25 protein-coding genes, 5 pseudogenes and 1 riboswitch are annotated in these 26661 nt (G+C 39.7%); of the genes and pseudogenes, 15 read left to right on the top strand and 15 right to left on the bottom strand.

Translation table 11 applies throughout. From position 1 onward, the window contains the following. Positions 1 to 220 precede the first annotated feature (220 nt). Positions 221 to 1999, bottom strand: a pseudogene (locus NQ556_RS08160) (SrtB-anchored collagen-binding adhesin); the annotation flags it as partial. A 272-nt stretch (positions 2000 to 2271) separates the two neighbouring features. Here NQ556_RS08160 and NQ556_RS16830 point away from each other — a divergent pair. The 11 genes and pseudogenes from NQ556_RS16830 to NQ556_RS08105 form a co-directional block, all read left to right on the top strand. Next, a pseudogene (locus NQ556_RS16830) lies at positions 2272 to 2379 on the top strand (sensor histidine kinase); the annotation flags it as partial. Positions 2380 to 2460: 81 nt separating this feature from the next. Then, complete coding sequence (locus NQ556_RS08155; protein WP_330656652.1) at positions 2461 to 2829, top strand: response regulator; 369 nt, start codon at positions 2461 to 2463, stop codon at positions 2827 to 2829. 141 nt (positions 2830 to 2970) lie between these two features. Further along, positions 2971 to 3087, top strand: a complete 117-nt coding sequence (locus tag NQ556_RS16685; RefSeq protein ID WP_326998081.1) for a hypothetical protein — start codon at positions 2971 to 2973, stop codon at positions 3085 to 3087. Continuing rightward, positions 3080 to 3289 (top strand): response regulator, encoded by a 210-nt coding sequence (locus NQ556_RS08145; protein WP_008370427.1) that lies wholly within the window; start codon positions 3080 to 3082, stop codon positions 3287 to 3289. The genes NQ556_RS16685 and NQ556_RS08145 overlap by 8 nt, the downstream gene beginning before the upstream one ends. A 403-nt stretch (positions 3290 to 3692) precedes the next feature. Further along, the gene (locus tag NQ556_RS08140; protein ID WP_044998637.1) at positions 3693 to 6737 is read left to right on the top strand and encodes an SrtB-anchored collagen-binding adhesin; all 3045 of its coding nucleotides are present in this window, start codon (positions 3693 to 3695) and stop codon (positions 6735 to 6737) included. Positions 6738 to 6975: 238 nt separating this feature from the next. After that, complete coding sequence (locus NQ556_RS08135; protein ID WP_008370430.1) at positions 6976 to 7302, top strand: YdcP family protein; 327 nt, start codon at positions 6976 to 6978, stop codon at positions 7300 to 7302. Positions 7303 to 7317: 15 nt separating this feature from the next. Further along, entirely contained in the window at positions 7318 to 7701 is a 384-nt protein-coding gene (locus NQ556_RS08130) for a YdcP family protein (RefSeq protein ID WP_204575957.1), read from the top strand. 149 nt (positions 7702 to 7850) lie between these two features. Further along, positions 7851 to 8273 (top strand): ATP-binding cassette domain-containing protein, encoded by a 423-nt coding sequence (locus NQ556_RS08120; RefSeq protein WP_204575956.1) that lies wholly within the window; start codon positions 7851 to 7853, stop codon positions 8271 to 8273. Then, positions 8266 to 8805: an ABC transporter permease subunit gene (locus tag NQ556_RS08115; protein ID WP_204575954.1), complete on the top strand. Its 540-nt coding sequence runs from the start codon at positions 8266 to 8268 to the stop codon at positions 8803 to 8805. Before NQ556_RS08120 ends, NQ556_RS08115 begins: the two co-directional genes overlap by 8 nt. Continuing rightward, positions 8798 to 8938, top strand: a pseudogene (locus NQ556_RS16680) (ATP-binding protein); the annotation flags it as partial. The gene NQ556_RS08115 and the pseudogene NQ556_RS16680, both read left to right, overlap by 8 nt. After that, positions 8938 to 9632 (top strand): annotated as a pseudogene (locus NQ556_RS08105) (CD3337/EF1877 family mobilome membrane protein); the annotation flags it as partial. The pseudogenes NQ556_RS16680 and NQ556_RS08105, both read left to right, overlap by 1 nt. 95 nt (positions 9633 to 9727) lie before the next feature. Here NQ556_RS08105 and NQ556_RS16825 read toward each other — a convergent pair. From NQ556_RS16825 to NQ556_RS08040, 14 genes and pseudogenes are all read right to left on the bottom strand, one after another. Beyond that, positions 9728 to 10027: pseudogene (locus NQ556_RS16825) on the bottom strand (substrate-binding periplasmic protein); the annotation flags it as partial. Between the two features lie 118 nt (positions 10028 to 10145). Continuing rightward, positions 10146 to 10409 (bottom strand): hybrid sensor histidine kinase/response regulator, encoded by a 264-nt coding sequence (locus tag NQ556_RS08095; RefSeq protein ID WP_008370437.1) that lies wholly within the window; start codon positions 10407 to 10409, stop codon positions 10146 to 10148. A 12-nt stretch (positions 10410 to 10421) separates the two neighbouring features. Continuing rightward, entirely contained in the window at positions 10422 to 11912 is a 1491-nt protein-coding gene (locus NQ556_RS08090) for an HD-GYP domain-containing protein (RefSeq protein ID WP_008370438.1), read from the bottom strand. Positions 11913 to 12009: 97 nt separating this feature from the next. Next, positions 12010 to 13059: a GGDEF domain-containing protein gene (locus NQ556_RS08085; RefSeq protein WP_173699727.1), complete on the bottom strand. Its 1050-nt coding sequence runs from the start codon at positions 13057 to 13059 to the stop codon at positions 12010 to 12012. A 72-nt stretch (positions 13060 to 13131) separates the two neighbouring features. Further along, complete coding sequence (locus NQ556_RS08080; RefSeq protein WP_044998641.1) at positions 13132 to 13350, bottom strand: hypothetical protein; 219 nt, start codon at positions 13348 to 13350, stop codon at positions 13132 to 13134. A 20-nt stretch (positions 13351 to 13370) separates the two neighbouring features. Continuing rightward, positions 13371 to 13446, bottom strand: a riboswitch (cyclic di-GMP riboswitch). Positions 13447 to 13671: 225 nt separating this feature from the next. Further along, on the bottom strand, positions 13672 to 14436 hold the full coding sequence (locus NQ556_RS08075; protein ID WP_173700152.1) for a TIGR03915 family putative DNA repair protein: 765 nt from the start codon (positions 14434 to 14436) through the stop codon (positions 13672 to 13674). Positions 14437 to 14489: 53 nt separating this feature from the next. After that, positions 14490 to 16010, bottom strand: a complete 1521-nt coding sequence (locus NQ556_RS08070; protein ID WP_008370444.1) for a putative DNA modification/repair radical SAM protein — start codon at positions 16008 to 16010, stop codon at positions 14490 to 14492. A 168-nt stretch (positions 16011 to 16178) separates the two neighbouring features. Beyond that, complete coding sequence (locus tag NQ556_RS16820; protein ID WP_081445226.1) at positions 16179 to 16361, bottom strand: HAD hydrolase-like protein; 183 nt, start codon at positions 16359 to 16361, stop codon at positions 16179 to 16181. A gap of 84 nt (positions 16362 to 16445) precedes the next feature. After that, positions 16446 to 17186, bottom strand: a complete 741-nt coding sequence (locus NQ556_RS08065; protein WP_008370445.1) for a glycerophosphodiester phosphodiesterase — start codon at positions 17184 to 17186, stop codon at positions 16446 to 16448. 123 nt (positions 17187 to 17309) lie between these two features. After that, on the bottom strand, positions 17310 to 18722 hold the full coding sequence (locus NQ556_RS08060; protein WP_044998643.1) for a glycoside-pentoside-hexuronide (GPH):cation symporter: 1413 nt from the start codon (positions 18720 to 18722) through the stop codon (positions 17310 to 17312). A 16-nt stretch (positions 18723 to 18738) separates the two neighbouring features. Further along, on the bottom strand, positions 18739 to 19305 hold the full coding sequence (locus NQ556_RS08055; RefSeq protein ID WP_008370447.1) for a TetR/AcrR family transcriptional regulator: 567 nt from the start codon (positions 19303 to 19305) through the stop codon (positions 18739 to 18741). A 437-nt stretch (positions 19306 to 19742) separates the two neighbouring features. Further along, positions 19743 to 20258 carry a hypothetical protein gene (locus tag NQ556_RS08050; protein WP_044998770.1) on the bottom strand — a complete coding sequence of 172 codons (516 nt, stop codon included), beginning with the start codon at positions 20256 to 20258 and terminating at the stop codon, positions 19743 to 19745. 203 nt (positions 20259 to 20461) lie between these two features. Continuing rightward, positions 20462 to 20818 carry a helix-turn-helix domain-containing protein gene (locus NQ556_RS08045; RefSeq protein WP_008370453.1) on the bottom strand — a complete coding sequence of 119 codons (357 nt, stop codon included), beginning with the start codon at positions 20816 to 20818 and terminating at the stop codon, positions 20462 to 20464. Between the two features lie 356 nt (positions 20819 to 21174). Next, on the bottom strand, positions 21175 to 21852 hold the full coding sequence (locus NQ556_RS08040; RefSeq protein WP_147574936.1) for a hypothetical protein: 678 nt from the start codon (positions 21850 to 21852) through the stop codon (positions 21175 to 21177). A gap of 695 nt (positions 21853 to 22547) precedes the next feature. On the opposite strand from NQ556_RS08040, the gene nagB reads away from it, so the two are divergent. The 4 genes from nagB to NQ556_RS08020 all read left to right on the top strand — a co-directional run bounded on the left by nagB (position 22548) and on the right by NQ556_RS08020 (position 26468). After that, a complete protein-coding gene (gene nagB / locus NQ556_RS08035; RefSeq protein ID WP_008370457.1) occupies positions 22548 to 23279 on the top strand; it encodes a glucosamine-6-phosphate deaminase in 732 nt (243 codons plus the stop codon). A 30-nt stretch (positions 23280 to 23309) separates the two neighbouring features. Next, positions 23310 to 24440 carry an N-acetylglucosamine-6-phosphate deacetylase gene (gene nagA / locus NQ556_RS08030; protein WP_008370458.1) on the top strand — a complete coding sequence of 377 codons (1131 nt, stop codon included), beginning with the start codon at positions 23310 to 23312 and terminating at the stop codon, positions 24438 to 24440. Further along, a complete protein-coding gene (locus NQ556_RS08025) occupies positions 24434 to 24913 on the top strand; it encodes a PTS sugar transporter subunit IIA (protein ID WP_055157019.1) in 480 nt (159 codons plus the stop codon). Before nagA ends, NQ556_RS08025 begins: the two co-directional genes overlap by 7 nt. 82 nt (positions 24914 to 24995) lie before the next feature. After that, positions 24996 to 26468, top strand: coding sequence for a PTS transporter subunit EIIC (locus NQ556_RS08020; protein WP_204575952.1), 1473 nt, complete (start codon positions 24996 to 24998; stop codon positions 26466 to 26468). Positions 26469 to 26661 lie beyond the last annotated feature (193 nt).

Genomic DNA, 26661 nt, shown 5'->3' with positions numbered 1-26661 from the left:
TTTGATAAGTTTTTTAATTGTGATTTCTTATTCTGGCGGTTTGGGAAGTACCAAAGTACCAGCAATCCCCCAGATAGTAAAGAGTAAAATCAATGCTTACGCACCCTTGACTATCCGTGTTCTTGCAGGTTGTAGGCAGACAAGCCAGAATAAGCAAAAATCTGCCGTTTGACAGCTTCGGCGGAGAGCGTGATTTTTCTTTCATCATACCGTTACCGCCTTATGATTTCTTCATTTTACGGCGTTTGTAAAGATATGTTCCAGCCAGTCCACCAGCAGACGCAAGCAACATCACAACAAATGCCATTACATTTGTACTGTCGCCCGTTTTGGGACTGTCGCTAGGTCTGTTAGGCTTTTCTGGTGTCGGTGGTGTTTCGGGTTTCTCTGGTTCTTCTGGCTTTTCCTTAAAAGTAATCGTCTGTCCCTTATCCTCAATATCCTTATGCTCGGTAACTTTCTTCGGCTCGTCTGGATTGCTTAAATCGTATAATTCCTCAAAAGTTACAAGCTGTTTGCCGTCAAGAGAAGTAGCGTCAAACGTAAAAGCAACTTCCACTTTCATAGTTTCGCTGTCAGCAATAAAAGTGTAATCACTTTCCACACGTTTTCCATTGATAAGAAGTTCTGCATTTTCTTCTTTCAACATCTGCCAGCCCACAAGTTTGTACTGTGTACCGACTTCTAAGCCCTCTAAGGTTACGGTATCAATGATTGTAACGTCTTTTCCTGCTTTAAGCTCTTTGTTGCCGTCCTTATCGGTAGCGGTAGTATGTATCTTGATGATACGCTCTGTGATAAGTACCGTTTGCCCGTCGTCCTCAATGTCTTTGTGTTCTGCAACTTTTACGGGTTCGTCTGGATTGCTGAAATCATATAATTCTTCAAAGGTAACAAGGTTTTTGCCACCTAAAGCAGACGCATTGAATGTATAGGAAATTTCCACTTTCATTTCTTCATCATCAGCGACAAAGGTATAATCGTTTTCTACACGTTTCCCGTCAATGATAAGCTCGGCGTTTTCTTCCTTTAACATCTGCCAGCCTTTCAACTTATACTTTGTGCCTTTTGTAAGTCCGTCTAATTTGACAGTATCAACGATTGTAACCTCTTTTCCTGCAAGGATAGTCTTTTCGCCGTCTTTGCTGGTCGCTGTGGTATGAATAGAGATTTCTTTCTCGTATTCATCAGTCAAAGTCCCTAAATCAATCACAAGATTATTTCTTGATACCACGATTTCAAAAGGTGGGATAAGCTCAAAGCCTTTGTTGCTTTCAGAGCGTAATTCCTCGATGATGTAGGTATCATAAGGTAACGCACCCTTGCTGTCGTCTGGTTCAGAAGTTCCAAACCATACACCGTTCTCGCTGGTCTTGCCTGCGTTGGTATTGTGCTTATGTGAAGCCCAGTCAGAAGAAGTGGAGAATTGCCCGTTATTATCAGTTACCACTACATGATTTTCGCCCGTCGTCTTGCTTGTGATCCTAAAGGGAACATCAGCAAGACGCTTGTGTGTGCCTGCACCGATTTTTACACCCTCAATATCTCCACGCTTAATCTGATTATAGATAGAATGAGCTTTGTCGGTTAAGTCCACGATTTTTCCATTTTCTGTGATTGTAAAATCAATCGGTTTTGCACCGTCAGTTAAGTAACCGTCGGGAGCTTCACTTTCAACGATACGGAATTTTCCATAAGGTAAGAGGTCAGCAGAAGTAGAAGCGATACCCTCAATATCGGTACGAATTATCTTTACCACTTCATTTTTCTTGTATAACTTACCCTCAACCAATACTACATTATCATTTAAGGAAATGATGTCAAAGGCAGTATCTTTCAAAGTGGCACTTCCTTGTGGTTTGGTATCGCCCGTTTCTAAATCTCGTTTCTGAATTTTGACACCGCCACGGATAACCTTGTCAGATACGGAAAACTGGTTATTTCCAGTTAATACGGCAAGGTCGCCGTCCTCGGTAATCTGTGTAAGGTATAAGCCTTTTTTTCTTGTTTCAATACTGATGTGCTGTACCATATCTTTGCATATCTAGGAAAACTGGCGTATCAAGGCTCATTCAATGGTAGTAAATAAGTAGTAAATTGATGTATTTGTTCCCTTGAAAATGCTGATAGATACTGTGTTTTAGCGGATAATCAGATTTTTATTGTGTTTTTAAAATAAAAGATAATGGAATTGGAATGTCAGAAGAATTTATAAAAAATGAATTGTTTACTCCATTTGTATAGGCAGATAATTCCCCACGTTCTGATTATAATGGGACAGGTCTGGGAATGCCCATTGTGAAACAACTTGTAGAAAAGATGGGCGGAACCATAACAGTTGAAAGTAAGCTGGGTGAAGGGAGCTGTTTTAGTGTAATACTTCCATTTGAAATTGATACGAATGCACGACCGGAAGAAAAAGAAGATTTCAATGCAGATCTATCAGGTGTCCGGATATTATTGGCTGAAGATAATGAGCTGAATGCGGAAATAGCAGAATTTATGCTGATGGAAAATGGGGCTGAAGTAGAAACAGTGAAAAATGGGTTAGAAGCTGTTCAGCACTTTGAAGCCTGCGAATCAGGAACATACGATGTTATTTTAATGGATGTCATGATGCCGGTGATGGATGGGCTTACTGCCACAAAAACAATAAGATCCCTGGAACGGCAGGATGCAAAAACAATCCCTATCATTGCTATGACTGCAAATGCGTTTAGGGAAGATGCTGAAAAGTGTATGGAAGCAGGAATGAATGCACATTTGTCAAAGCCGATTGTGATTGAGGAAGTTATAAAAACGATTTTAAGGTATGTTCATAATGATTAGCAGGGTTCATGAATTAGTGGAATACAATTGACAGAAGGACTAAAAGATGACAATGCAGGAGTGCTATAAAGCTATCGGAGGAAACTGTGAGGCTGTTTTGGGACGCCTTCACAGCGAAGCAGTGCGCACACATTGAAAGGGGTGTGTCAGAATCTTTCCTTTGACCGTCTGTATGAGGTTAGTAATGAGTTGACAGAACTTTTGAGAGATAGAACCGGAGAGAAGCCGGGGATACCGGAATCAAACGCTGTTGTCTGATGAAGGTGCAAATCTGACAGTTGCAGAAGATGGACTGCAGGCGGTCAGAATGTTCCAGGAGAAACCGGAAGGTTATTTTGACGCAATTCTGATGGATATCATGATGCCTGTAATGGATGGGATTACTGCGACAAAAACAATCCGGTCACTGAAACATCCAGATGCTGAGACGATCCCGATTATTGCCATGACAGCAAATTAGAAGATAGCGGTTTGGCGAGCCGATCGATAACTGACAATGCAGGCTGGCATACGCAAAATACACAGATTTTCTATCCAACATTATTGACGTGTAAAAATTTTTATGGTATTTTTATTTTAAAAACACAATAAAAATCTGATTATCCGCTAAAACACAGTATCTATCAGCATTTTCAAGGAAACAAACACATCAATTTACTACTTATTTACTACTAACGAATGAGCCTTGATACGCAAGTTTTCCTAGATATGCAAAGATATGGTACAGCACATCAGTATTGAAACAAGAAAAAATTGAATAACTTATAGACTATGGAACGCCTAAAATGACGTTCCTTTTCTATTTTCAGCCGTTCATTATGGACGGTTATTTTATTACCAAAAATGAAAGGAGCATTAGATTTATGAAAAAGATGTTAAAACGATTGTGTACGGGCTTCTTAGCTCTTGCAACTGTCGTTACTGCTTTGCCGACTACACCCGTTCATGCAGAAAGTAAGCAATACTGGACGGAGTCAAAACAGCGTGTCGGTATCGTTGAAAAAGTAATGAATGACGGTTCGATTGGTTCTACCTTTAATGAGGGACATTTGACCGTTGAGGGCGAGGACGCTTACTGTATCGACATTAACACAGACTTTAAGAATGGCTACAAGACCAGAGCTGACGCAAGCACCCGTATGAGTGCCGACCAGATTTCAGATGTGGCGTTATCCTTAGAATATATCAAACAGTATGGCGAAGCTCACAAGGAACTGAACTACAAGCAAGTTTATCTGTTGGAACAATGCGTTGTCTGGCAAAGATTGAGCGTACATCTTGGCTGGCAATGCGATAACGTGCGAGCTTCTTATAATGAAATTCCAAAAGCTACGCAGGACGAAGTTTTCTCTGGTGCAAGAGCCTTTGTCAAAGAGAATAAAGGACGCTATGAATGTGGCGGTTATATCTACTCTGGCGAGGGGCAGGAATTGGGACAATTCTGGGCGAAACTCAATGTTGGAAATGCGAAACTTCAAAAGACTTCCAGTAATACCAGCATTACAGACGGTAACGGGAATTACTCTATCGCTGGTGCGACATACGGTGTCTTTGCTGATAAGGACTGCACGAAACAGCTTGCCACCCTTACGACTGATGAAAACGGAAATACAGATGTCGTAGAGGTAAAGGCTGACACAGTCTATATCAAGGAATTATCCGCACCAGCAGGATATAAAGTGGATAAAACTGTATATTCCTTAAAGGTTGAAGCTGGAAAGACAGCAACATTGAAAGTATCTGATACGCCAAAAGTAACGGACACTTTGATTGAGCTTTTCAAGATTGATATGGAAACACAGAAAGACAATCCGCAAGGGAGCGCTTCTTTAGCAGGTGCGGAATTTACATGGAAGTATTATGCAGGCTTCTATAATAAAGACAATCTCCCTGCCGAAGCTACTCGTACATGGGTTACAAAGACAATCGCTGAAACAGACAGCGACGGGACAACTCACTACATCACAAAATTAGCGGACGCATACAAGGTATCTGGAGATAGCTTCTATATGCAGGACGGCAAGGCGGTTCTTCCACTTGGAACGCTAACCGTTGAGGAAACGAAAGCTCCAAACGGCTACTTGTTAGAGGGTGCATATATGCAGGCTGGCGATAAGTCCGAACAGATTAAGGGCTTATATGTAACACAGATTACCGAGGACGGCGACCTTGCCGTATTATCTGGAAGTAACCAGTTTTCCGTATCAGACAAGGTTATCCGTGGCGGTGTCAAAATTCAGAAACGAGATTTAGAAACGGGCGATACAAAGCCACAAGGAAGTGCCACTCTGAAAGATACTGTCTTTGACATCATTTCCTTAAATGATAATTCTGTTTTGGTTGAGGGCAAGCTATATAAGAAAAATGAAGTCGTAAAAACTATTCGTACAGATATTGAGGGTATCGCTTCTACTTCTTCTGACCTCTTACCTTATGGAAAATTCCGTATTGTTGAGAGTGAAGCTCCCGACGGTTACTTAACTGACGGTGCAAAGCCGATTGATTTTACAATCACAGAAAATGGAAAAATCGTGGACTTAACCGACGAAGCTCATTCTATCTACAATCAGATTAAGCGTGGAGATATTGAGGGTGTAAAAATCGGTGCAGGCACACATAAGCGTCTTGCTGATGTTCCTTTTAGGATCACAAGCAAGACAACGGGCGAAAATCATGTTGTGGTAACTGATGATAACGGGCAGTTTTCCACTTCTGCTGACTGGGCTTCTCATAAGCACAATACAAACGCAGGCAAGACCAGTGAGGACGGTGTGTGGTTTGGGACTTCTGAACCAGACGACAGCAAGGGGGCATTACCTTATGATACCTATATCATTGAAGAATTACGCTCTGATAGTAACAAAGGCTTTGAACTTATCCCACCATTTGAAATCGTAGTATCAAGAAACAATCTTGTGATTGATTTAGGGACTTTGACTGATGAATACGAGAAAGAAATCTCTATCCATACCACAGCAACCAGCAAGGACGGCGAAAAGACTATCCTTGCAGGAAAAGAGATTACGATTGTTGATACTGTAAAATTGGACGGACTTACAAAAGGCACAAAGTACCAGCTCAAAGGCTGGCAGATGTTAAAAGAAAAAAATACAGAGCTTATCATTAACGGAAAGCGTGTGGAAAATGATTATACCTTTGTCGCTAATGACGAAGAAATGAAAGTGGAAATTTCCTATACATTCAATGCGTCTGCTTTAGGTGGCAAGAACCTTGTTACCTTTGAAGAATTGTATGATTTCAGCAATCCAGACGAACCCGTAAAAGTTGCAGAACACAAAGACATTGAGGACGACGGGCAGACCGTACTTATCACAGAGCGTATCATCAAAATTCATACGACTGCTACCGGTAAGGACGGCAATAAAGAACTTGAAGCAGGAAAAGACGTTACAATCATTGATACCGTAACCTTAGAGGGCTTAGAAGTCGGCACAAAATATCAGTTAAAGGGCTGGCAGATGTTGAAAGAAGAAAATGCAGAGCTTCTTATCAATGGAAAGCGTGTGGAAAGTGATTATACGTTTACCGCTGACAGCGAAGCTATGAAAGTGGAAGTTGCCTTTACCTTTGACGCTACTTCCCTTGACGGCAAACAGCTTGTAACTTTTGAGGAATTATACGATTTAAGCAATCCAGACGAGCCGAAGAAAGTTACCGAGCATAAGGATATTGAGGATAAGGGACAGACGATTACCTTTAAGGAAAAGCCAGAAGAACCAGAGAAACCCGAAACACCACCGACACCAGAAAAGCCTAACAGACCTAGCGACAGTCCCAAAACGGGCGACAGTACAAATGTAATGGCATTTGTCGTGATGTTGCTTGCGTCTGTTGGTGGACTGGCTGGAACATATCTTTACAAACGCCGTAAAATGAAGAAATCATAAGGTGGTAACGGTATGAGGAAAGAAAAATCACGCTCTCCGCCGAAGCTGTCAAATGGCAGACTTCCGCTTATTCTGGCTTGTCTGCCAACAACCTGCAAGAACACGGATAGTCAAGGGTGCGTAAGCATTGATTTTACCCTTTACTATCTGGGGGATTGCTGGTACTTTCCGAACCGCCAGAATAAGAAATCACAATCGAAAAACTTATTAAAAATAGAAAGAAACGAGGTAAAACAATATGGAAATGAAATATGTTGTGCCAGATATGGCACAGTCTTTTGGAACTCTTGAATTTGCAGGCGAAAGCGAGCCAGTCTTTGAAAGAGATAAAAATAATCGCAGGGTCTTAGTCAGACGAAGCTATAACCTTTATTCCGACGTACAGAAAGGCGAAAATGTTGTGGTAGAAATTCCCGTGCAGGCTGGCGAAAAGAAGTTCAAGTATGAGCAGAAAGTAAAACTTGTCAATCCGAAGTTATACGGCAGAGGTTACGCAATCGGGGATATGGGACATACCGATTATGTATTAGTTGCTGATGATATTGTAGCAGTTGAAGAAAAGTAAAGGAGTGAAGAATTTATGAGATTATCAAACGGTTTTGTTATTGACAAAGAGAAAACATTTGGAGAATTAAAATTTACAGCGGTGCGTGATGTGTTCTTACAGAATGAGGACGGGACACCGAGTATCCAGCTTAAAAAGCGTATCTATGATTTGAAATGCAGTCTGCATGGTGGAATTATCCCCGTGTCCGTACCGCCAGAAGTACCGTTAAGGGAATTTCCGTACAATGCAGTTGTGGAGCTTGTCAATCCAGTAGCCGATACGGTATCAAGAAAGACCTATACGGGTGCAGATGTGGACTGGTATGTAAAGGCAGAGGATATTATATTGAAGAATAAAGGCAACCAGAACGCAGGCAGTCCACAGAACCCTACACCGCAGGGACAACAGAAAAAATAGGATTGCCGAGTAAAAATTATATTGTAGAGCATACTGCATAACGGTATAATTATTTCATATCAAATATAATGGAGTGATGAAAATGAAGCATATCTTAATTGTTGATGATGATATTCATATAAACAAAATGTTGGACGAAGTTTTAGTACATGAAAGATATATGGTTTCCCATGCTTACTCTGGTACAGAAGCTCAATCAAGAACATGGAATTACCGTTTTGATTTCTAGTCATATATTAGACGAGCTATCAAAACTGGCAACATACTATGGCTTTATTGACAATGGTAAAATGATAAAACAGATTAGCTCTATTGAATTGGAAAGTAAATGCCGAAAATGTACTCATTTAAAAGTATCAAGCACAAAAACCCTTGCTTATGTTTTAGACACTATGAACATTGAATATAAAATACTTTCTAATACAGAAGCGGATATTTTTGAAAAAGTTAATATTTCAAAATTAACGACAGAATTATCCAAAAAAGATTGTGAAGTTATTTCGATACATGAACATGATGAAAGTTTAGAAAGTTATTTTGTTAGCTTGGTAGGGGGTGCAAGACATGAATAAATTATTATCTGCTAATTTCTTTCGATTAAGGAAAAATAAATGTTTTTGGGGTTCATTAGCTTTTATGTTTGTGATTGGAATAGCTAGCCCACTATTGAGATATAGGGATATGAAACAGTCTGGATATATCAATAATCTTGACAATGGATTTTTCATGTGTGCATTGTTCATAGGAATTATTCTTGCTGTATTTTGTAGTCTTTTTATCGGTACAGAACATAATGACGGGACAATCAGAAACAAAATTATCGTAGGACAGAAAAGAGAAACTATTTATTTATCAAATATGGTAACTTGTTCTATTATTGCAATTACAATGTGTATTGTGTTTTTTGTTCCGTATCTCAGCGTTGGAATTCCTTTACTTGGATTTTTTGTTGCTGATATGAAAATGATTGTAATGATAGGAGTAACTGTCTTGGTTTTATCAGTTACATTTGCTTCTCTTTTTACACTTGTAGCAATGCTCTCTCAAAATAAAGCTATTATTGCAGTAGCTTGTATTCTATTTTCATTTGGGCTTTTTGCGTGATTTGGAGAACGGACAATGTTTATTGCAGGACTTATACGGGCGTGTCGGTGTAGTACAGATACACCCCGTCTTTGAAGAATTGCTACACGCTTTTGATACCAGACCGCCCGTACAGAGAAATGAGGTGGAGTGATGAAAGAAAGGATAAACGGTGCGTTCACAAAAAAGAAGATGTTCCACGTTTTCAAAAGAACTCTGTTCGTGGTGGCACTCTCCCTTATCCTGCTTTCACTTCTGGGGACGGTGGCTCATGCGACGGGGCTTGTGGACGATACCATAAACGCAGAAAATCTTTACTCAAAATATCCCCTTTCCAACTACCAACTTGATTTTTATGTAGATAATAGCTGGTCGTGGCTTCCGTGGAACTGGCTGGACGGTATCGGAAAATCGGTGCAGTATGGACTTTACTGTATTACCAACTTTGTCTGGACGATAAGCCTTTATTTAAGTAATGCAACGGGCTATGTGGTGCAGGAAGCCTATAAACTTGATTTTATTAACGATATGGCAGACAGTATCGGAAAGAGCATACAGACCCTTGCAGGCGTTACTTCAAACGGCTTTTCCAGCTCTGGCTTCTATGTTGGCTTTCTGCTTCTCATTATCTTGGTGGTGGGACTTTATGTTGCTTATACGGGACTTATCAAACGGGAAACCAGCAAGGCACTTCACGCTGTTATCAACTTTGTGGTGGTGTTCGTGCTGTCCGCTTCATTTATTGCCTATGCTCCCGACTACATTACTTTAACTCCCATTCGTTAAGCACATCCTCCGTTATATTATCTTTAAACACACCAATATTTTTTCCCTCAAAAGAATCCAAATTTCCTGCTGTAAGATCCATATTGGATGCATCCGTATAGATGTAATATTTCTCTTCCCCCATAGGCATATCGGAAAAAAGCATATTTTCAGCACGTTCGTCTGTATAGGAAATGCCACCAAGAATATCAATCTCTCCATTTTCCAACTGTGTAAAGCAGTTTTTCCAATCACTTGTTATGTATTTATATGTCCATCCTGCATAACCTGCAATATCTTGAAGATACTCATAACCATATCCACTTCTTTCCCCCTTTTCATTGACGGTATTATAAGTTTCTTCAAAAGATCCTACCCGGATAACATTGTCAGAGTTTTCTTTGGCAAATGTAGGAACGGATAAAACAATAAAACATATAATTGTGCAAAATATAATGTAACAAAATTTGAAATTCATTATATTCTGTACTAATTTGCACTTCTTCATCTTTCTCCCACCCTCCAGGCTACAGTCGCTTGCTTGCTTCCAGATTTTAATTTTACATTCATTAATGTTCAATACCCCCACAACATTTTTATAAATATCTTTGCGACAGCTTCTGCTGTCCATCATTAACCATTGTAATTATTGCACCTTCATCTTCTAAAAGTATTTCTGCAACCTCGGCATTCAACTTATTATCCTCTACTAACATGAGATTTAAACCGTGAATGCTATTCTCTTTATCCGCCTCTTCTTTCTTAGATTTTTCTGGTGCAGCTCCCATCTCAAAAGGCAATTCAACTACAAAAGTGGATCCCTTTCCCACTTCGCTGGTAACAGAAATCGTGCCTCCCATTTTATTCACCAATCAAGAGAGATATCCGACAATTCCTATATATCCATCTTTCTTTAAAGTAGACCATAAGGTATGCAGTTTCAGATCATACATCTGCCTTTTATTTTCCACCTTTGCCATTAACTGCAATGAGATTTCTGTATTCTGTATTGATGTCTGGTCCAGTAACGCTCTGATATGTTGAATATCTTCACTGCTTACTTCAAACAGTTTGAATATATCAAATTTCGGATCATCTCTCTGACACAGTATCTGCCGGTTTCCGTTAATTATAATCAGCCGACCTGAAATTGCATTATACTCAATGGAAATTTTGCCACTGTCCATTTTAAAAAACTCTATCTTTTCCCGCATGAGCTTAATGACATGCTGCGAATAATTTTTACGGGGTAAAGACTTTTCCTTTAGTATTTCGTCAGAGAGCCTCTGTGCTTCATAATACTGTGTATTATCATTCGTTTCATTCTTATACATCTTGGAAAACTGAAGGCTTAGTTCTTTCAGGCACTTAAGAAGAACCGGATTGAACTGCCCGCATTGCCCGTCCAGAATCATCTTGATTGCGGTATCATGATCAAATGCTTTCTTATAACATCGTTCACTGGTAAGAGCATCATAAACATCCACAATAGACACCACCTGTGCAGAAATTGGTATTTCTTCACCTTTCAGACCATCCGGGTAACCCTTTCCATCCCATCTTTCATGATGCCATCTGCAGATTTCCCACGCGGTATGTACCAGTGGATGATCTTGTAAAAAATGCATATCCCAGATCATGGATGCTCCAATCTCACTATGAGTTTTCATAATTTTAAATTCTTCATCGGTCAGTCTTCCGGGTTTATTCAGTATTTCTTCCGGAATGCGTATTTTACCAATATCATGAAGCGAAGAAGCGGTTGTGATTATAGCAATATCGGTCTCCGTCAGATGATAAGCATCCGTTGTTTTTAACAGTTGTCTCAGCATCATTTTCGTCGCAGTACGGATATGTAAAATATGTTCGCTGCTCTCACTGTTGCGTGACCCTAATACATTGCTCAGAATCCTGAGCATAATATCATTGTTTTCTTCTTTTTCATAAACCTGATCAACAACCACATTGATCAGACGCTTTTGGTTCGCATAAAGTTCTAGGGTATTCTGGACTCTTTTCTTTACAATAACAGAATCAAAAGGTCGTGTAATATAATCTGTAATTCCCATTTCATATGCTTTACGCATAGCATCAACAAATTCTTCAGCAGAGATCATAATAACTGGAGTTTCATCAATACACTGGCTTCTTTTCATTATTTCCAAGACTTCAAAACCATTCATCTGTGGCATATTGATATCTAAAAGCATCAGATCAATTCCAATATTTTCTCCTAGCATCTGGATTACCTGATTTCCATTTTCAGCTTCCAGATAATCATAGGTTTCTCCAAGAAATTCTTTCAATATATCTCTGTTAAACTTTGCATCATCGGCAATCAGTATTTTTTGTCTTTTATTCATATTTTCTATTTCCTTTATTCTTGTGGTCTTTAGAAATCCTATAAATTAAAAAAGGCACTCTCTATCGATAGTTTTTTAATCACTTTCCTTAAGAATGCTAATTATATTTCTTGCATAACTGTTTATTTTTATACATATTAGCATCTGCATCATCCAATAACATCTGCATTGTACACGACATATTATCGGAGGATAATGCCCATCCGCATGCATAGTCGATTGGTATTTGATTTTCATAACTATTTAATCTATCTTTTTCTCTGTACAAACCTTTTAATATTTCCTTAATTTCCGCCTCATTTGTATGATAAATGGCTGCTATAAACTCATCTCCGCCATATCTTCCAACAAAATCCTTTTCTGGAATAACACTTCGCAAAAACTTTGAGAAATTCATTATTAACTTATCTCCTGCGGAATGTCCCATTGTATCATTTACAGTTTTTAGATTATTTAAATCAAACATTATGCATGCTGTAGAACCTGTAATTATATCTTTTTTATTAAGAAGCTCATTACAGGCATTTTTATTTGGCAGCCCAGTAGGGGCATCTACGAATGCTTTCTGTTCCAGCAATCTGTTTTGCATTGCCATCTGCATTGCCTTTAGAGTCTGCATAATAACCAATATCACCAGAGTCAACATATCAAGTGCCGACAAAAGCTCTATAGTACGAATCTTTATGGCGATCTTTTCTGAATAGCTTTCTGCGGCAGAGACAGTTTCATCTGCCATCGTAAAATATATTTCACTCATATTAACAATGTCTGTATTTTCGTATCCCTTGTTTCTTACTGCTTCAATTTCTGTTTTCAATTTATCCCAGTAATCACTCTGGATTTTCAATTTCCCCTGATATTCTTCGTCATTGAGTTTTACCAGATTATAATGTCCATCCTGATATCTCAATCCAAGAAGAATGTCATCCAAATATTTAATTAATTCATCATTTTGGTTTCCTGTAATTTCTAATTTTACTTCGCGCTGTGTAGCTCCACGTACCAGACCTGCATAATTTATTACGCGTGCTGTCCCTTGCAGCCTGCTAATCTGAATCATCATAAAAATAATAAGAACCACTAATATCAATATAAGGAAACTCTGTATAATACCTATTATATTTTTATTTTTCTTGATTGTCTGCATTTCACCATTTATCCCGAATCTTAAATAATATTTATTTCGATAACTATGCTATTCTTTTACTTTCTCCCTATATTAGGGACAAATATCTTTAATAGTATTTTTCATCTTTTCAATATCCAGAGGTTTTGCCAAATTTGTAATATCAATTTCTCTCACGATATCAGCCTTCATATGATCTGCATACGTTACTGCGTTTAATTCGGCTCTTGACCTTGTCAAATCCCTTTGACTGCTATCTGCACGAATGCCTATATTCACCAGAACAACCAAACCGAAAAAGAGCATTGTCATTGTAGACAATGCATCTTTAACGTGGCAACTGGCTACCATTTTACAGGCACTATAGCTTTGCGTCGCAGACTTTGATCTGTTTTGCCGTTTTCCTTATTATAGCTTTTAAACATATGAAAAAACTGAGTTTATTATACTCTAATGCTCGACTATGTACAAGAAAAACATTACCGTTTTTACGCTTAAAAGCCAAAAAAGAACAGCCGATACATATACTCGAACTGTTCTTCTGCTTCTGAAGTCCACGCAGCATTGACATCACTGTTTCCTGCTCATGATTTTTAACCAGAGTTATTCTTTGTTGCTTTTTAATTCCTGCGATTATTCTTTAAATTCCACAGCATGCTTTCTCTTCCAGATCGGAAAAAGATTCCTCTGACAGACATAATTCTCCCGCTCTTTGATCCCGATCGTATGGAAAAATGTCTTCCACATCCCAGTGTATTCATCTTCGTACTCTTCTGTTTTCCGAAGTGCCTCAAACTCTCCGTCCGTCAGATAACGAAGATAATTTTCTCCGTCTTTTGGATGGACACAGACGGTCTTCCGGTTATCGTCAACGATCATCCAATATTCCGATGGCATACGGTCTGCGAAATGTCTTCCAACCAGCATGATCACATCACTTTTGGGTTCCAGATGGCTGACATATACATGCCCGTCGAGACTTTGAAACCGGGCGAATTCACGGAAATGATGGCTTTCATTTCCGACACTACGGTACAGTTCTATTATCCGCATTACATGTGGATTGGTATATTTTTCGAGTACACCCGCTCCTATGGCAAATCCAACTCGTAAAAAATTATAGATTGCCTGCAGTGCGTCTTCTTCTGCTGAAAGGGATGCGTAATACACATACAGATATGCTCTGGAAGAAATATCTCTGCGTATAGATCGGGTGACTTTTTCTGCCTTTGAACAGTCTCCGTCTACATGGATATATTCATCCAGCAGTGTCGCCTGGAAAATCGGTTCTTTTTTCAGTCTTATCTGATCATGACCGATTAGCAAAGCATCTGCCCATGCATCATAGATACAGGTCATAATGTCTTCCAATCGATCCTTACAAGTATATATCTTCATAAATTTCCTGCTTTCTCATATTGCTATAAGTATTTTCTGCCCTAATGATGTAACTATCCAATTCCAAAATCTGCAAGTGTCATCTGTGAGAAGCCTTCATTTGCATGAGCCATTTCCCAGGATTCCTTCCGGTCTACGCTGACCAGTTGTCTTGTGATATAAGTCTCTTCAAGTGGTGTGTGATACATCTGTTTTCCGCCACAGGTGATGAAATAGTGCGCTCTTTTCAGCACAACTCCCATTTTCTTCAGACTTGTGAAATCCATTCTGCCATATCTTCGTGCATTTACAATACGGCTGGCTGATTTCGGTCCGACTCCGGGTACGCGAAGGAGTTCTGCATAGCTTGCCGTTTCTACTTCAACGGGAAATAATTCCAGATGGCGTAATGCCCAATCACACTTTGGATCCAGAAGTTCGTTAAAATTCGGTTTCTCTATGGTTAAAAGTTCATCTGCCTGAAATCCGTAAAACCGGAGCAGCCAGTCTGCCTGATAAAGCCTGTGTTCACGCAAAAGCGGCGGTGGAGTTCCAATCTCAGGCAGAACAGGATCTTCATTCAGCGGGATATATGCCGAATAAAAGACACGTTTCAGATCAAATCCCTGATAAAGCTGCTGCGTGGTTTGTAATAAGGTATAATCGCTTTCGCCTGTCGCTCCGATGATCATCTGGGTGCTTTGTCCTGCCGGTGCAAAGCTGCGTTTTAATCTGGACATATCATGTGGTGCAAGTTGATATGCCTGATTCCAGGTGAAGGAAGAATCCAATAGCGCAGGATTTGACTGTACAGTAATTGGGGATACATCTGCTGCTTTTTGCAGCGCTGCCCTGCTATCCAGTTTCCTTTGGAACTGTTGTTTGGAAGTATCAGAAAAAATTCCGTTATGCAGGAATTGATTTCCACGTCTTCTTTCCATATATGATGATTTTCCGATTGCCATGCGATGTGCGGCAATGGTATTCTGCACCTTACCCATCGGACTTAGGATTGTCTGCATAGTCTTGTTCGGTGCCAGCTTACGAAGTCCCTCAGAAGTTGGCAGTTCCAGATTCACGCTGACACGGTCTGCCAGATAACCGGCAGCCGCAAGTAATTCATCCGAAGCCCCCGGAATCGTCTTCACATGAACGTAGCCATTAAAATGGTATTTTGTGCGGAGAAGTAACAGTGTCTCGCACATCTTTTCCATCGTATAGGTTGGATTTTTCAAAATACCGGAACTTAGGAAAAGTCCTTCTATATAATTCCGTTTATAAAATTCGACTGTAAGATCACAGATCTCTTCCGGAGTAAACGTAGCTCTTTTTACATCATTGCTCGCACGGTTAATGCAGTATTTGCAATCGTAGACACAATGATTGGTCATTAAGATCTTAAGTAAAGAAATACATCTTCCGTCTGCTGCAAAGCTGTGACAAATTCCACATGAAACGGCATTGCCGAGTTCTCCTTTCTGTCCCCGGCGGCTTGAGCCGCTTGATGTACATGCGACATCATACTTTGCAGCATCAGCAAGAATATGTAATTTTTCCTGTATTGTATAATGCTCATTTGTCATTTCTGTATTCATATTTCTATTATACAAACATACGTTCGCCTATGCAAGTGTTTTTTACAGTTAAAACAGAGGCAATCAAGAATTGACCTGAATATACAGACAGGGTATGTACAGCTTCATTTGCCATACATACCCTGTTTTAGTAAACATATTTTCTTTTATTTAAGAAATAATTTTGATTCATGCTTCATGCAACTCATCAACGGATGACATTATATAATCCGGCTGATGTTCGTATGCCTTTGCTTCTTCTTTTGTTGCCTCACCGGATAATACCAGCACCGTCTCAACACCGGCATGATATCCACATAAGATATCCGTATACAGGCGGTCTCCAACGATTAAAGTCTGTTTCCTCGCAATCGCTTGTTACGTGGATTTTATTTTTTTGAGTTCCCGGATAAAGGACCGGGTTCCCAGCACATAGATCAGTTCTCCGGCATGATCTTATGCTTCTGCTTCTTTTTTGATCTGCACTGCCATGTCTGGATAATTGGTGATAATTGCAGTTACTCCTGCATCGATCAGCCATTTCATATCCGCTTTTTCATTGACTGTCCAGACACGGACATTCAGATTGCTGCCCAGATATTCTTTCAGGAAATCTGCCATTTTTACATGATATACTGCCGGATGCAGTCCGTCTACTTTTGTATTCTTCGCATACTCTGCAACATTCAGGATCACATCACTGTACAGATAAGCGGTTTCTGCTTCCGGCACAATTTTCTTCATCTGCTGGATGCTGTAATGGTTAAAGGAAGAATAAATCACCCGCTCTTCCATTCCGGCTTTTTTTACAAGATCCGCAACCTTCTGCTCGATTTCCGGATACCAGTAAATTCCTGTTTTCAGCTCAATATTGACCTGGATACCGGATGCTTTTACCGCATCCAGTACTTCTTCCAGGGTTGGGATCTTTGCTGCGGAATACTCCGGGAATTTGTCTTTCAGTACTGTAAGCTTTTTTAACTCTTTTAAGGTATAATCCTTGACCCATCCCTTTTTTTCTGTAACTCTGTCGATGGTTTCATCATGGATCACAACCGGGATTCCATCCTTTGTAAGCTGTACGTCAAGCTCGATTCCGTCAGCACCCTGTGTGATTGCCAGTGCAAATGCTTCCAACGTGTTTTCCGGTGCATATCCGCTTGCACCTCTGTGTGCAAATATTTTTGTTTTGCTCAATGTTTACTACCTCGATTCTTTTTAATTATTTACAGTATTGTAGTCAGTGATCGCTTTGTTGATCGAATCTGACATTTTCTGTACTGCTGTAAAAATTTCGTTATAAAATTATAGGTATAAATATTATGCTCTCTTCCGTTCTTCCAGTGTTCTGGATATTTCTTCTGTCTTTTCATCTGTTAATATGTAATGTTTTCGGAACACAAGTAATCCGATCAGCAATACAAGAATCGGAATGATCGTCATACACATCCGAAGTCCCAGCCTGGAAGCCGGTGCGATTACCGTCAGTACTTCTGCCGTTTCATCCTTCTTGATCTGGAAGATCTGAATAACGATCGAAGCCGCAAGTGCAGCCACGCCAGATGCCAGCTTTACCACAAAGGTCTGCATCGAAAAGATTACCGATTCGTCACGCCGGTTATTTTTCAATTCCCCGTAATCTACCGTATTTGCAAGGAAAATCGTCACAATAACATTCAGCATACCAATTGCCGACATAATAAGGAATGCCGGAACCAGAAGCAGATAGACACCGGTACTTCCGGAGAATGCAATCACAAGAAGGATCAGATATCCTGCAAATGCCATAGAAAAGCTGACATAAAAAAGATTTATCGTATTCATAAATTTCCGGAACAGCGGAAACAAAATCATCATCGCAAGGATCTGGAATGCACCGCCAAAGGTATTAAAAAGCGTATAATTGCTCTGCCATGCTTCCGGACTGAAATCATATTTGAAAAAGTAAATGACCAGATTCGATGTAATATATAATGCGGTATTGATCATAACAATTGCCACAACCATGGTCAGTGCCTGGTCATTGCGAAACAGTGCCCGGAACATTTCTTTTACCGTTGCTGTTTCCATATTTACCGAAGATTTTTCTTTAATAGAAAGACAGGTAATCGTGATAAAAATGAAAAACAAAACCGCAATGATCAGTGCAAAATAGCGATATCCAAGCCGTTCAATTTCCGATGCACTTTCCCCGCCTGCCAGTTTGCCAAGCGTGGATACGGAAAGTACGGTGATGATCGTGATAATTGCAGAACCAACGCCGGCACAGGAACGTGCCATTGCAGAAAGATTTTCGCGCTCTTTTCCGCTTTCGGTAAAAGCAGGAATCATGGACCAGTATGGAATGTCCATCATCGTATAAGTTACGCCCCAGAGTATGTAGGTTACAGCCGCATAAGCAACCAGTCCTCTGCCTGAAAGAGAGGGCGGTGCAGCAAACATCAGATACAAAACAATGGCATTTGTCAGTGTACCGATAAAGAGCCACGGTCGGAACTTGCCCCATCTGGTTTTCGTCTTTGCTACGATGATTCCCATGATCGGATCATTAAATGCATCAAAAATTCGGGCGATAAACAGGATCACCCCCATTGCCACAGCACTGACACCCATGATGTCCTGATAATAATAAAGGACATAGGACGCTGACAGCATATAGACCATATCTTTCCCTACAGCCCCGATTCCGTAGGCAAACTTTTCTTTTCCTTTTAGTTTCTGTACTTCTCCCATAATAAATTCCCCCTTGTCAGATTGTAATGCCATCGATCAGAATGGATACGACTTCATCTAATGCCTCATGATAAGAAATTCCATTCTGGACCAGCACGTCTCTCTGAAAAAACTGTTCTAATGTGGCTTCCATCATGGTTTTTAAAATTGGAATCTGGATATTTCGAATTTTTCCTTCTGTGATGCCCTGTTCCAGTAATGAAATCGTACTCTCCCACCCGGTTTCCAGACGGGATTTTACTTTTTCATAAACTTCGGGATATCTCTCCTTTAGCTGATAAAGCTGTCTGAGATCAAGCTCCCGATACCCTTCCGGTAACACACCAAGAATTGCTCTGATTTTACCAACCGTATCCAGACTCAAATCTTGAAGAACTTTTTGTTCACTTTCTTTGATCGAGGAAAAACAATAATCAACCATCTCCAGAACCAATGAATTTTTGTCAGGGAAAACAGTATAGATTGTTTTTTTGCTGATTCCTAGAAGAGATGCAAGATCATCCATTGTAAATTTTAACCCTTTTTTCTGAAATGCCTTGATGGTTGCTTCGAGAATATTGCCTTTTAAATTTTTATCTGACACATCATCATCTCCTTGTGGAAACTATTTCTCTTGTAATAGTTTCCTTGATTGTAGCATCTTTGCGCACAAAAAAACAAGCAACTAAATTCACAAAAATAGTTTCTTGTTTTTGGTAACTTTTTAATATGGAGCGAATTCTTTTTCTGACGGATATATTTTGATTTAAAACTCTCTTGGTTGCAATTTTTTTTATTTTAAAAACAGCTGCGGAATTGCTTCCACAGCTGTTGCGTGCTTGAAACCGTACCTCTACACTGTGAACTGACACAGGTTTTTTACAGGGGGATTTAAAAATTTAAATTGTATACTTTTCCAAAAATGTTTCTATGAACAAGAACACATAACCTGATAACAAATAACCAATAAACGATGACATTGAACCATAACCAACCGTCTATAAGCTTTGTTGAAGATATACCCTGTACGGAAATTCCTACTTAGATATCCACATCAAACAATACTGTCTGATTGTAACGATCCAGTGCAATCTGCATTTCCATAATTGTATTGGAAATACGGTCGTATTCCTGACGGATTACTTCCAGATCATAGTTGATATATTTATATTCCGGTACCGATCCGGATGAACTGAAGGAATTACTATACACACGCATTTTCGGAAGCCGCTTGCGCATATCGTCAAGAACAGCTTTTCTTTTGTTAAGCTGCGCCATTCGGATCAGAATGCTGTCAATGCTCATCTCCTGATTGCCAATCTGCACTTTTGCGGTGGCATTTGTCAGGTTCAATGTATGTTTGATAGTAACAATCTTCCTGTCGATCTCGTCAATCGTATTCGCAATGGTCATGTAATCGTATTCCGGAATGACCGGCTCCTCATTGACCGCTGCCACATAGGTACTGGATGCTGCCTCCTTGTTTACCCAGAATGCTTTATCTTCCTCAAGGCTTCTCAACATCTTGTTTGCATAAGCTGATGTAATTTTCTTCATGATTTTTGCCTCCCATACTGTTTTCTTGCTTACAATATAAATGATGTAACCGGATTGCTCCATTGCTATGCAATTCTCGAACACCATATAAATAATATCTGTTCCTCAACTTCTGATTTAATTATAATTATATGATAGCTGTTTGTCATTCAACCAACAGTTTAAAACTCCACAGAAAGAACAAAGAATGTGCGAAGCACATTCTAGCGCCTGTGGCGGTCGCTTGCGACATCTTCATTATACGCCGCAGTGCGCATCCTGCCGGAGGCTTTTATTATATAGAAAATGAAATTTCCTATGTAATAAGAAATATCCCCGTCAATGACGAGGATATCTTCAATTGAAGTATGTAATAATCTACTTAAAATAATGAAATTGTCTATACTGGGTAACGATTTGCCGGAAAGCCATTTATAAATGGCCTGCGGATTTTCAAATCCAAAAGCTCCCTGGATTTCCCGAATTGTATATCCTTTTTCCAAGAGTAGCTTTCTTATGCGTTCTCCAGTCTTTTTCGGCTGGATTGACAAATACATGGGTTCCATACTTTGTGCCTCCATGATTCAGAATCAAGTTCCCTGATAACTTATACATTATAACACAGAAAGCATCGGATCACCAGTATCAGTCTCCAAAACATCAGAAAATTATCCTTTCGCAAACATGATTTTTCTGTTTTTCGTAAAAATCGTTATCCTCTGTTTTAAGCAATATTTGCTTGTTTCAGACGATTAGTAGTCTAAATAAAACCCGAATTTTATTTAGTTTGGAACTTGTTGTTTCTATCATAAATCGTTGGATTCCTCGATTAAAGAGGCTCATGTTTCATCTGATGAAGAATCTCTTGCTAAACTTCGTAAAGAACGAGAAGTCATAATTCGCCTAAAGATGTTTTATAAGAACCATCATTTAGATTTTAACAACCCATTGCTTTAACAATATCATCGTCTTTCAGCTCAACACCGACTCTTATTTTTTCAATAAGATCTCGCTGCCAATCTTCTAGTTCGTCCACTCTCCATTCACTGATCTCTTGTGCAACGAAGCAGCGTTCCCTATCCCATATACTTTCTTGCTTATCCTTGTCTGTATATGGGATAGATCTGTAATACGTTTTCTCACTAAATTCATACTTTACATTGAAATATAGATATCGGAAATATTCTGTGTAATGTATTTCTTTTGGAATTTCTGCACCATAATATTTGCCGTTTACTTCTTTGTAATGATATAGCTTCTGTTCAGAAAGCCGTATGTCAAATAACTCTTCGATTGTTTTATCTTTGTCTTCCGGGTGTTCTTTAAAGTGCTTTTCCTGCCACTCATTAAATAGATCAAAAGTATATGGTTGTTCGAATAGTCTTGATGTTTCTTTGCCACATATTTTTTCGCCAAAGAAATCTGCGCCACTTCTAAAACGCTCTATAATCCTTTTGTCCCTATTTGTTAAGGGCTTATTCTCCTGTATTTGTTGCTTGAATCTATGTGCCATAGACAGTTTAAGAACCCACTTTGTATATTCTGTATGTTCTTCTTCTGTCCATTCCGATTCAGGCTTTTTGGATTTTATGACATCCGGTTTAAAATTTTTCATAATATATCCGGCATAGTCTGCGACCGGAATTGTTTTAGGTATTTCGTTATTTATAATTATATTTCCTCCACTTGCATTAAAAAAGCGTATCACCGGTTTTGCCAGTAATACGCTTCGTTTTGTTGGTTGGTTTGCTACAGAATAATTGTTTTTACAAATTATAGAAAAATGCTAGTTACTTCTGTACAAAAATATATTTACAGATCTTCCGGATCCACCTGTTTGCCATCGCTCCAGATTCTTTCCAGATCGTAGAACAGACCCTTTCTGTCCTTGCTTCGGAAATGGATTTTATTCAATCAGAAGTTTATAAAAACAGCTTTTTCCTGGAAACCAAAATGAGTAGAAATCCTTAAAACCGTTAGAAACAAAGATTGTCCAGCAATATCCCCATAAGATATGAAAAGCAAGGATAACATTTTTATGTATATTTGTTGTTTTTGTTGTTTTTTATATACCTCACGTAGTTTTTTACATGGGTAATCTTGATTTTTTTGTTATAATAATATCATGAATTTAACTAGAAGAATATTCACCAATTTCAATGTAATTCGGTAAAACGCTAAATTTTTTGTAGGCAGAAGTGTGCGCATTGGTTAGGATGTGTATATGTACTAATATAACTTGCTGTAATATATGCAAATTGTATAAAGAATCGTGGCGTTTAATATTTATGGAATGGAGAGAGGATAAAAATGAGAATTTACAAAGCAAAAGATTACGTAGACATGAGCCGCAAGGCTGCCAATATTGTTTCTGCACAGGTTATTATGAAACCAAATTGTGTTCTGGGGCTTGCAACCGGATCTACTCCGATCGGTCTTTATAAGCAGTTGGTGGAATGGTATAACAAAGGTGATCTTGATTTCTCAGAAGTTATGACGGTAAACCTTGATGAATATAAAGGACTTAGCCGTGACAACGATCAGAGCTACTACTATTTCATGCATCAGAACCTATTTGATCATGTGAATATTCCAGCTGAGAATACACACCTTCCAAACGGAATGGAACCGGATTCTCAAAAAGAATGCCAGGAATATACCAATCTGATTCAGTCTTTAGGCGGCGTAGATCTTCAGCTTCTCGGAATCGGTCATAACGGTCATATCGGATTCAACGAACCGGGGGAAGCTTTTGACAAGCAGGTTCATTGTGTAAATCTGACTCAGTCTACCATCGAAGCAAACAAACGTTTCTTTGCTTCAGCTGATGATGTTCCGAAGCAGGCTTATACAATGGGAATCAAGACGATCATGCAGGCAAAGAAAATCCTGATCGTTGCAAGTGGCGAAGATAAAGCAGAAATCGTAAGAGATGCTTTCTTCGGTCCAATCACACCGAAGGTTCCTGCTTCTGTTTTACAGCTGCATAATGATGTGACTTTGGTAGCTGACGAAGCTGCACTTAGCAAACTTCCTTTATAATCATGTCTGCAAGGAACGGAGGCTTTGAAAATGATCATTAAAAATGCGTCAATTTATACAGAAGATCATACTTTTGTGAACGGGAATGCAGTTGTAGAAAATGGCAGATTTGTAAGTTTTTCGGATTTTTCGGAACAGGATGCCCAGATCGTGGATGCCCAGGGACTTTATATGATTCCGGGACTTGTGGACATTCATTTTCACGGATGTATGGGAGCAGACATGTGCGACGGTACAAAAGAAGCACTGGATATCATTACGAGATATGAAGCGTCCATCGGTGTGACTTCTGTCTGTCCGGCTACCATGACAATTGCTAAAGACGAGCTTTTAAATGTCATGAAAAATGCAGGTGATTACGCCTACAATGGCGGTGCACACCTGGTCGGTATCAATATGGAAGGACCATTTATCAGTGCTTCCAAAAAAGGTGCCCAGGCAGAAGAAAATATCCTGCATTGTGATTATGAATATTTCTGCAGGCTTCAAAAGGCGGCAAAGGGACTGATCAAACTGGTGGATCTTGCACCGGAAGAACCGGGAGCCATGGAATTTATCGAGAAAGCAAAGGATGAGGTGGTTATATCCCTTGCGCATACCGCATCGGATTATGATACTGCAAAAGAAGCCATTCAGCGTGGTGCTTCCCATGCAACCCATTTGTACAATGCAATGCCACCATTGAATCATAGAAATCCGGGCGTAATCGGTGCAGTCAGGGATTCTGAAACATGCCATGCAGAGCTGATCTGCGACGGTGTACATATTCACCCGTCTGTGATCCGCGCAACCTTTGCCATGTTTGGTGCGAAGCGTATGATCCTGATCAGTGACAGTATGCGAGCAACTGGTCTGGATGATGGAGATTACACCCTTGGCGGACAGCCGGTAAAGGTAAAAGGCAATCTTGCTACTCTGCATGATGGAACAATTGCTGGTTCTGCTACGAATCTTATGGACTGTGTGCGTTTTGTGGTTAAGAAAGTCGGCCTTCCGTTTGAAACAGCAGTCATGTGCGCATCTGAAAATCCGGCAAAAGAAATCGGAATTTTCCATGAGGTCGGAAGTATCTCCGCTGGTAAGAAAGCAGATTTTGTGCTTTTAGATAAAGATTTGAATATAGTAAGCGTCTATGTAGATGGAAAGGAGATCACATGTTAGGTTTATTTAAAGGAAAAAATAAGGGGAATCTACTCCACTCCCCGTGTAACGGAAAAGTCGTACCGATCACAGAAGTTCCGGATTCGACTTTTGCGGATAAAATATTAGGAGACGGATTTGCAGTCATTCCTTCCGAGGGAAAGGTCTATGCACCGGCAGATGGGGAAGTGAGTATGGTATTTGATACTCTTCACGCCGTTACTATGACAAGCACCCAGGGAACAGAGATTCTGATCCATATCGGTCTTGATACCGTTACACTGAAAGGAGAACCTTTTACCCCCCATGTTGTTGCAGGTGACAAGGTAAAACAGGGAGATCTCCTGATGGAAGTTGATTTGGATAAGATCCAGGCAGCCGGATTAAATACCATTACTCCGGTACTCATCTGTAATACAGATACTTATGGAAAAATAGCCCTTCAGAAGAAAGGCGAAGTCACACTGGAGGATGCTGTGCTTAAATTATCCTAGGATCTGTGCTTTTTCAATCGAAGCTAACTGGAATGGTCCAGTTTAGTGTATACTTTTATTTTATTTCTAAGGAGGAGAAAAGATGAAATTCTTACAAAAACTTGGTAAAGCGTTAATGCTCCCGGTAGCTATTCTTCCGATCTGTGGTATCCTCATGGGTATTGGATACAGGTTATGTCCGGCTACGATGCAGGGTGGAGACATCCAGGGTGCAGTAAATCTGATCGGTCTGTTTTTAGTAAAAGCAGGTGGAGCTTTGATCGACAACATGGCAATTCTTTTTGCAATCGGTGTCGGTGTCGGTATGTCTGAAAAAAATGATGGTACAGGTGGTATCGCTGCTCTTGCTTCATGGCTTATGATGACAACACTTCTTTCAACAGGATTTGTTACAACGATCATGCCTTCTATCGCAGACAGTGCAACAAAGACACTTGCATTCGACAAAATTGAAAACCCGTTTATCGGTATTCTCGCAGGTATCATCGGATCAATGTGCTACAACAGATTCAAAAACACAAAGCTTCCGGACTGGTTGGCTTTCTTCAGTGGAAAACGCTGTGTAGCAATTATTGCAGGAGTTGTTTCTATTCTTGCATCTGTTGTTTTATTATTCGTATGGCCATTACTTTTCGGTGCACTTGTTGCTCTTGGAAAAGGTATTGTTGGTCTGGATGTTGTAGGAGCCGGTATCTATGCATTCCTCAACCGACTGCTGATCCCTACCGGATTACATCACGCACTGAACAATGTATTCTGGTTTGATACCATCGGTCTTGGTGACTTACAGCACTTCTGGGCCGGTGAAACATCTGCAGACGTATCTTGGAGCCTTGGAATGTACATGTCAGGATTCTTCCCATGTATGATGTTCGGTATCCCGGGTGCAGCTCTTGCTATGGTAAAATGTGCAAAACCGGGTAAAAAGAAAGTTGCAATCGGACTTGTAGCTTCTGCAGCTCTTTGTGCATTCATCTGTGGTGTAACTGAACCGTTCGAATTCGGATTCATGTTCCTTGCACCTGTACTTTATGTAATTTACGCAGCACTTTACGGTATCTTCACAATGATCACAGTTGCACTTGGATTCCGTGCAGGATTCTCGTTCTCAGCAGGTGCGATGGACTTATTCTTCTCTGCTTCTCTTCCGGCAGCAGCTAAGATATGGCTTATTATTCCGCTTGGAATCGCAGCATTCTTAGTTTTCTATTTCGTATTCCTCTTCGCGATCAAGAAATTTGATCTGAAGACACCGGGTAGAGAAGATGATGATGATCTGGAAGCAGAAAAAAATGTAGAACTGGCAAGTGATGACTTCACAGCTATCGCAGCAAAGATTCTTGAAGGTTGCGGCGGAAAGGAAAACATTGCAAGCATCGACAACTGTGTAACAAGACTGAGACTGGAAGTAAAAGATATGACTGCAGTTAACGACAAAGTGATCAAATCTGCAGGTGTTGCAGGTGTTATTAGACCTGGAAAAACTTCTGTACAGGTTATTGTTGGAACTAAAGTACAGTTTGTTGCAGATGCATTCTCTAAACTCTGTGAATAATCTTATAAATCTTGAATAATTGTATCAGAAAAGCAGGGCGCATGCCCAATGTCATTAAGTTAATTTAAAAATTAAAAAAAGCAGAATGCAAGTAGGTAAAATCTCACTTGTATTTTGCTTTTTTCATTTTGTTATCTGTTTTTTTGCACGGCAAACAGACAGATGGATTGTACATTTGTCTATAATCCTATAT

This window comes from Coprococcus comes ATCC 27758 (genome assembly GCF_025149785.1).
Taxonomy (GTDB): domain Bacteria; phylum Bacillota; class Clostridia; order Lachnospirales; family Lachnospiraceae; genus Allocoprococcus; species Allocoprococcus comes.
The sequence above is the reverse complement of the archived record's forward strand: the minus strand, read 5'-3'. Positions and strand labels throughout refer to the sequence as shown.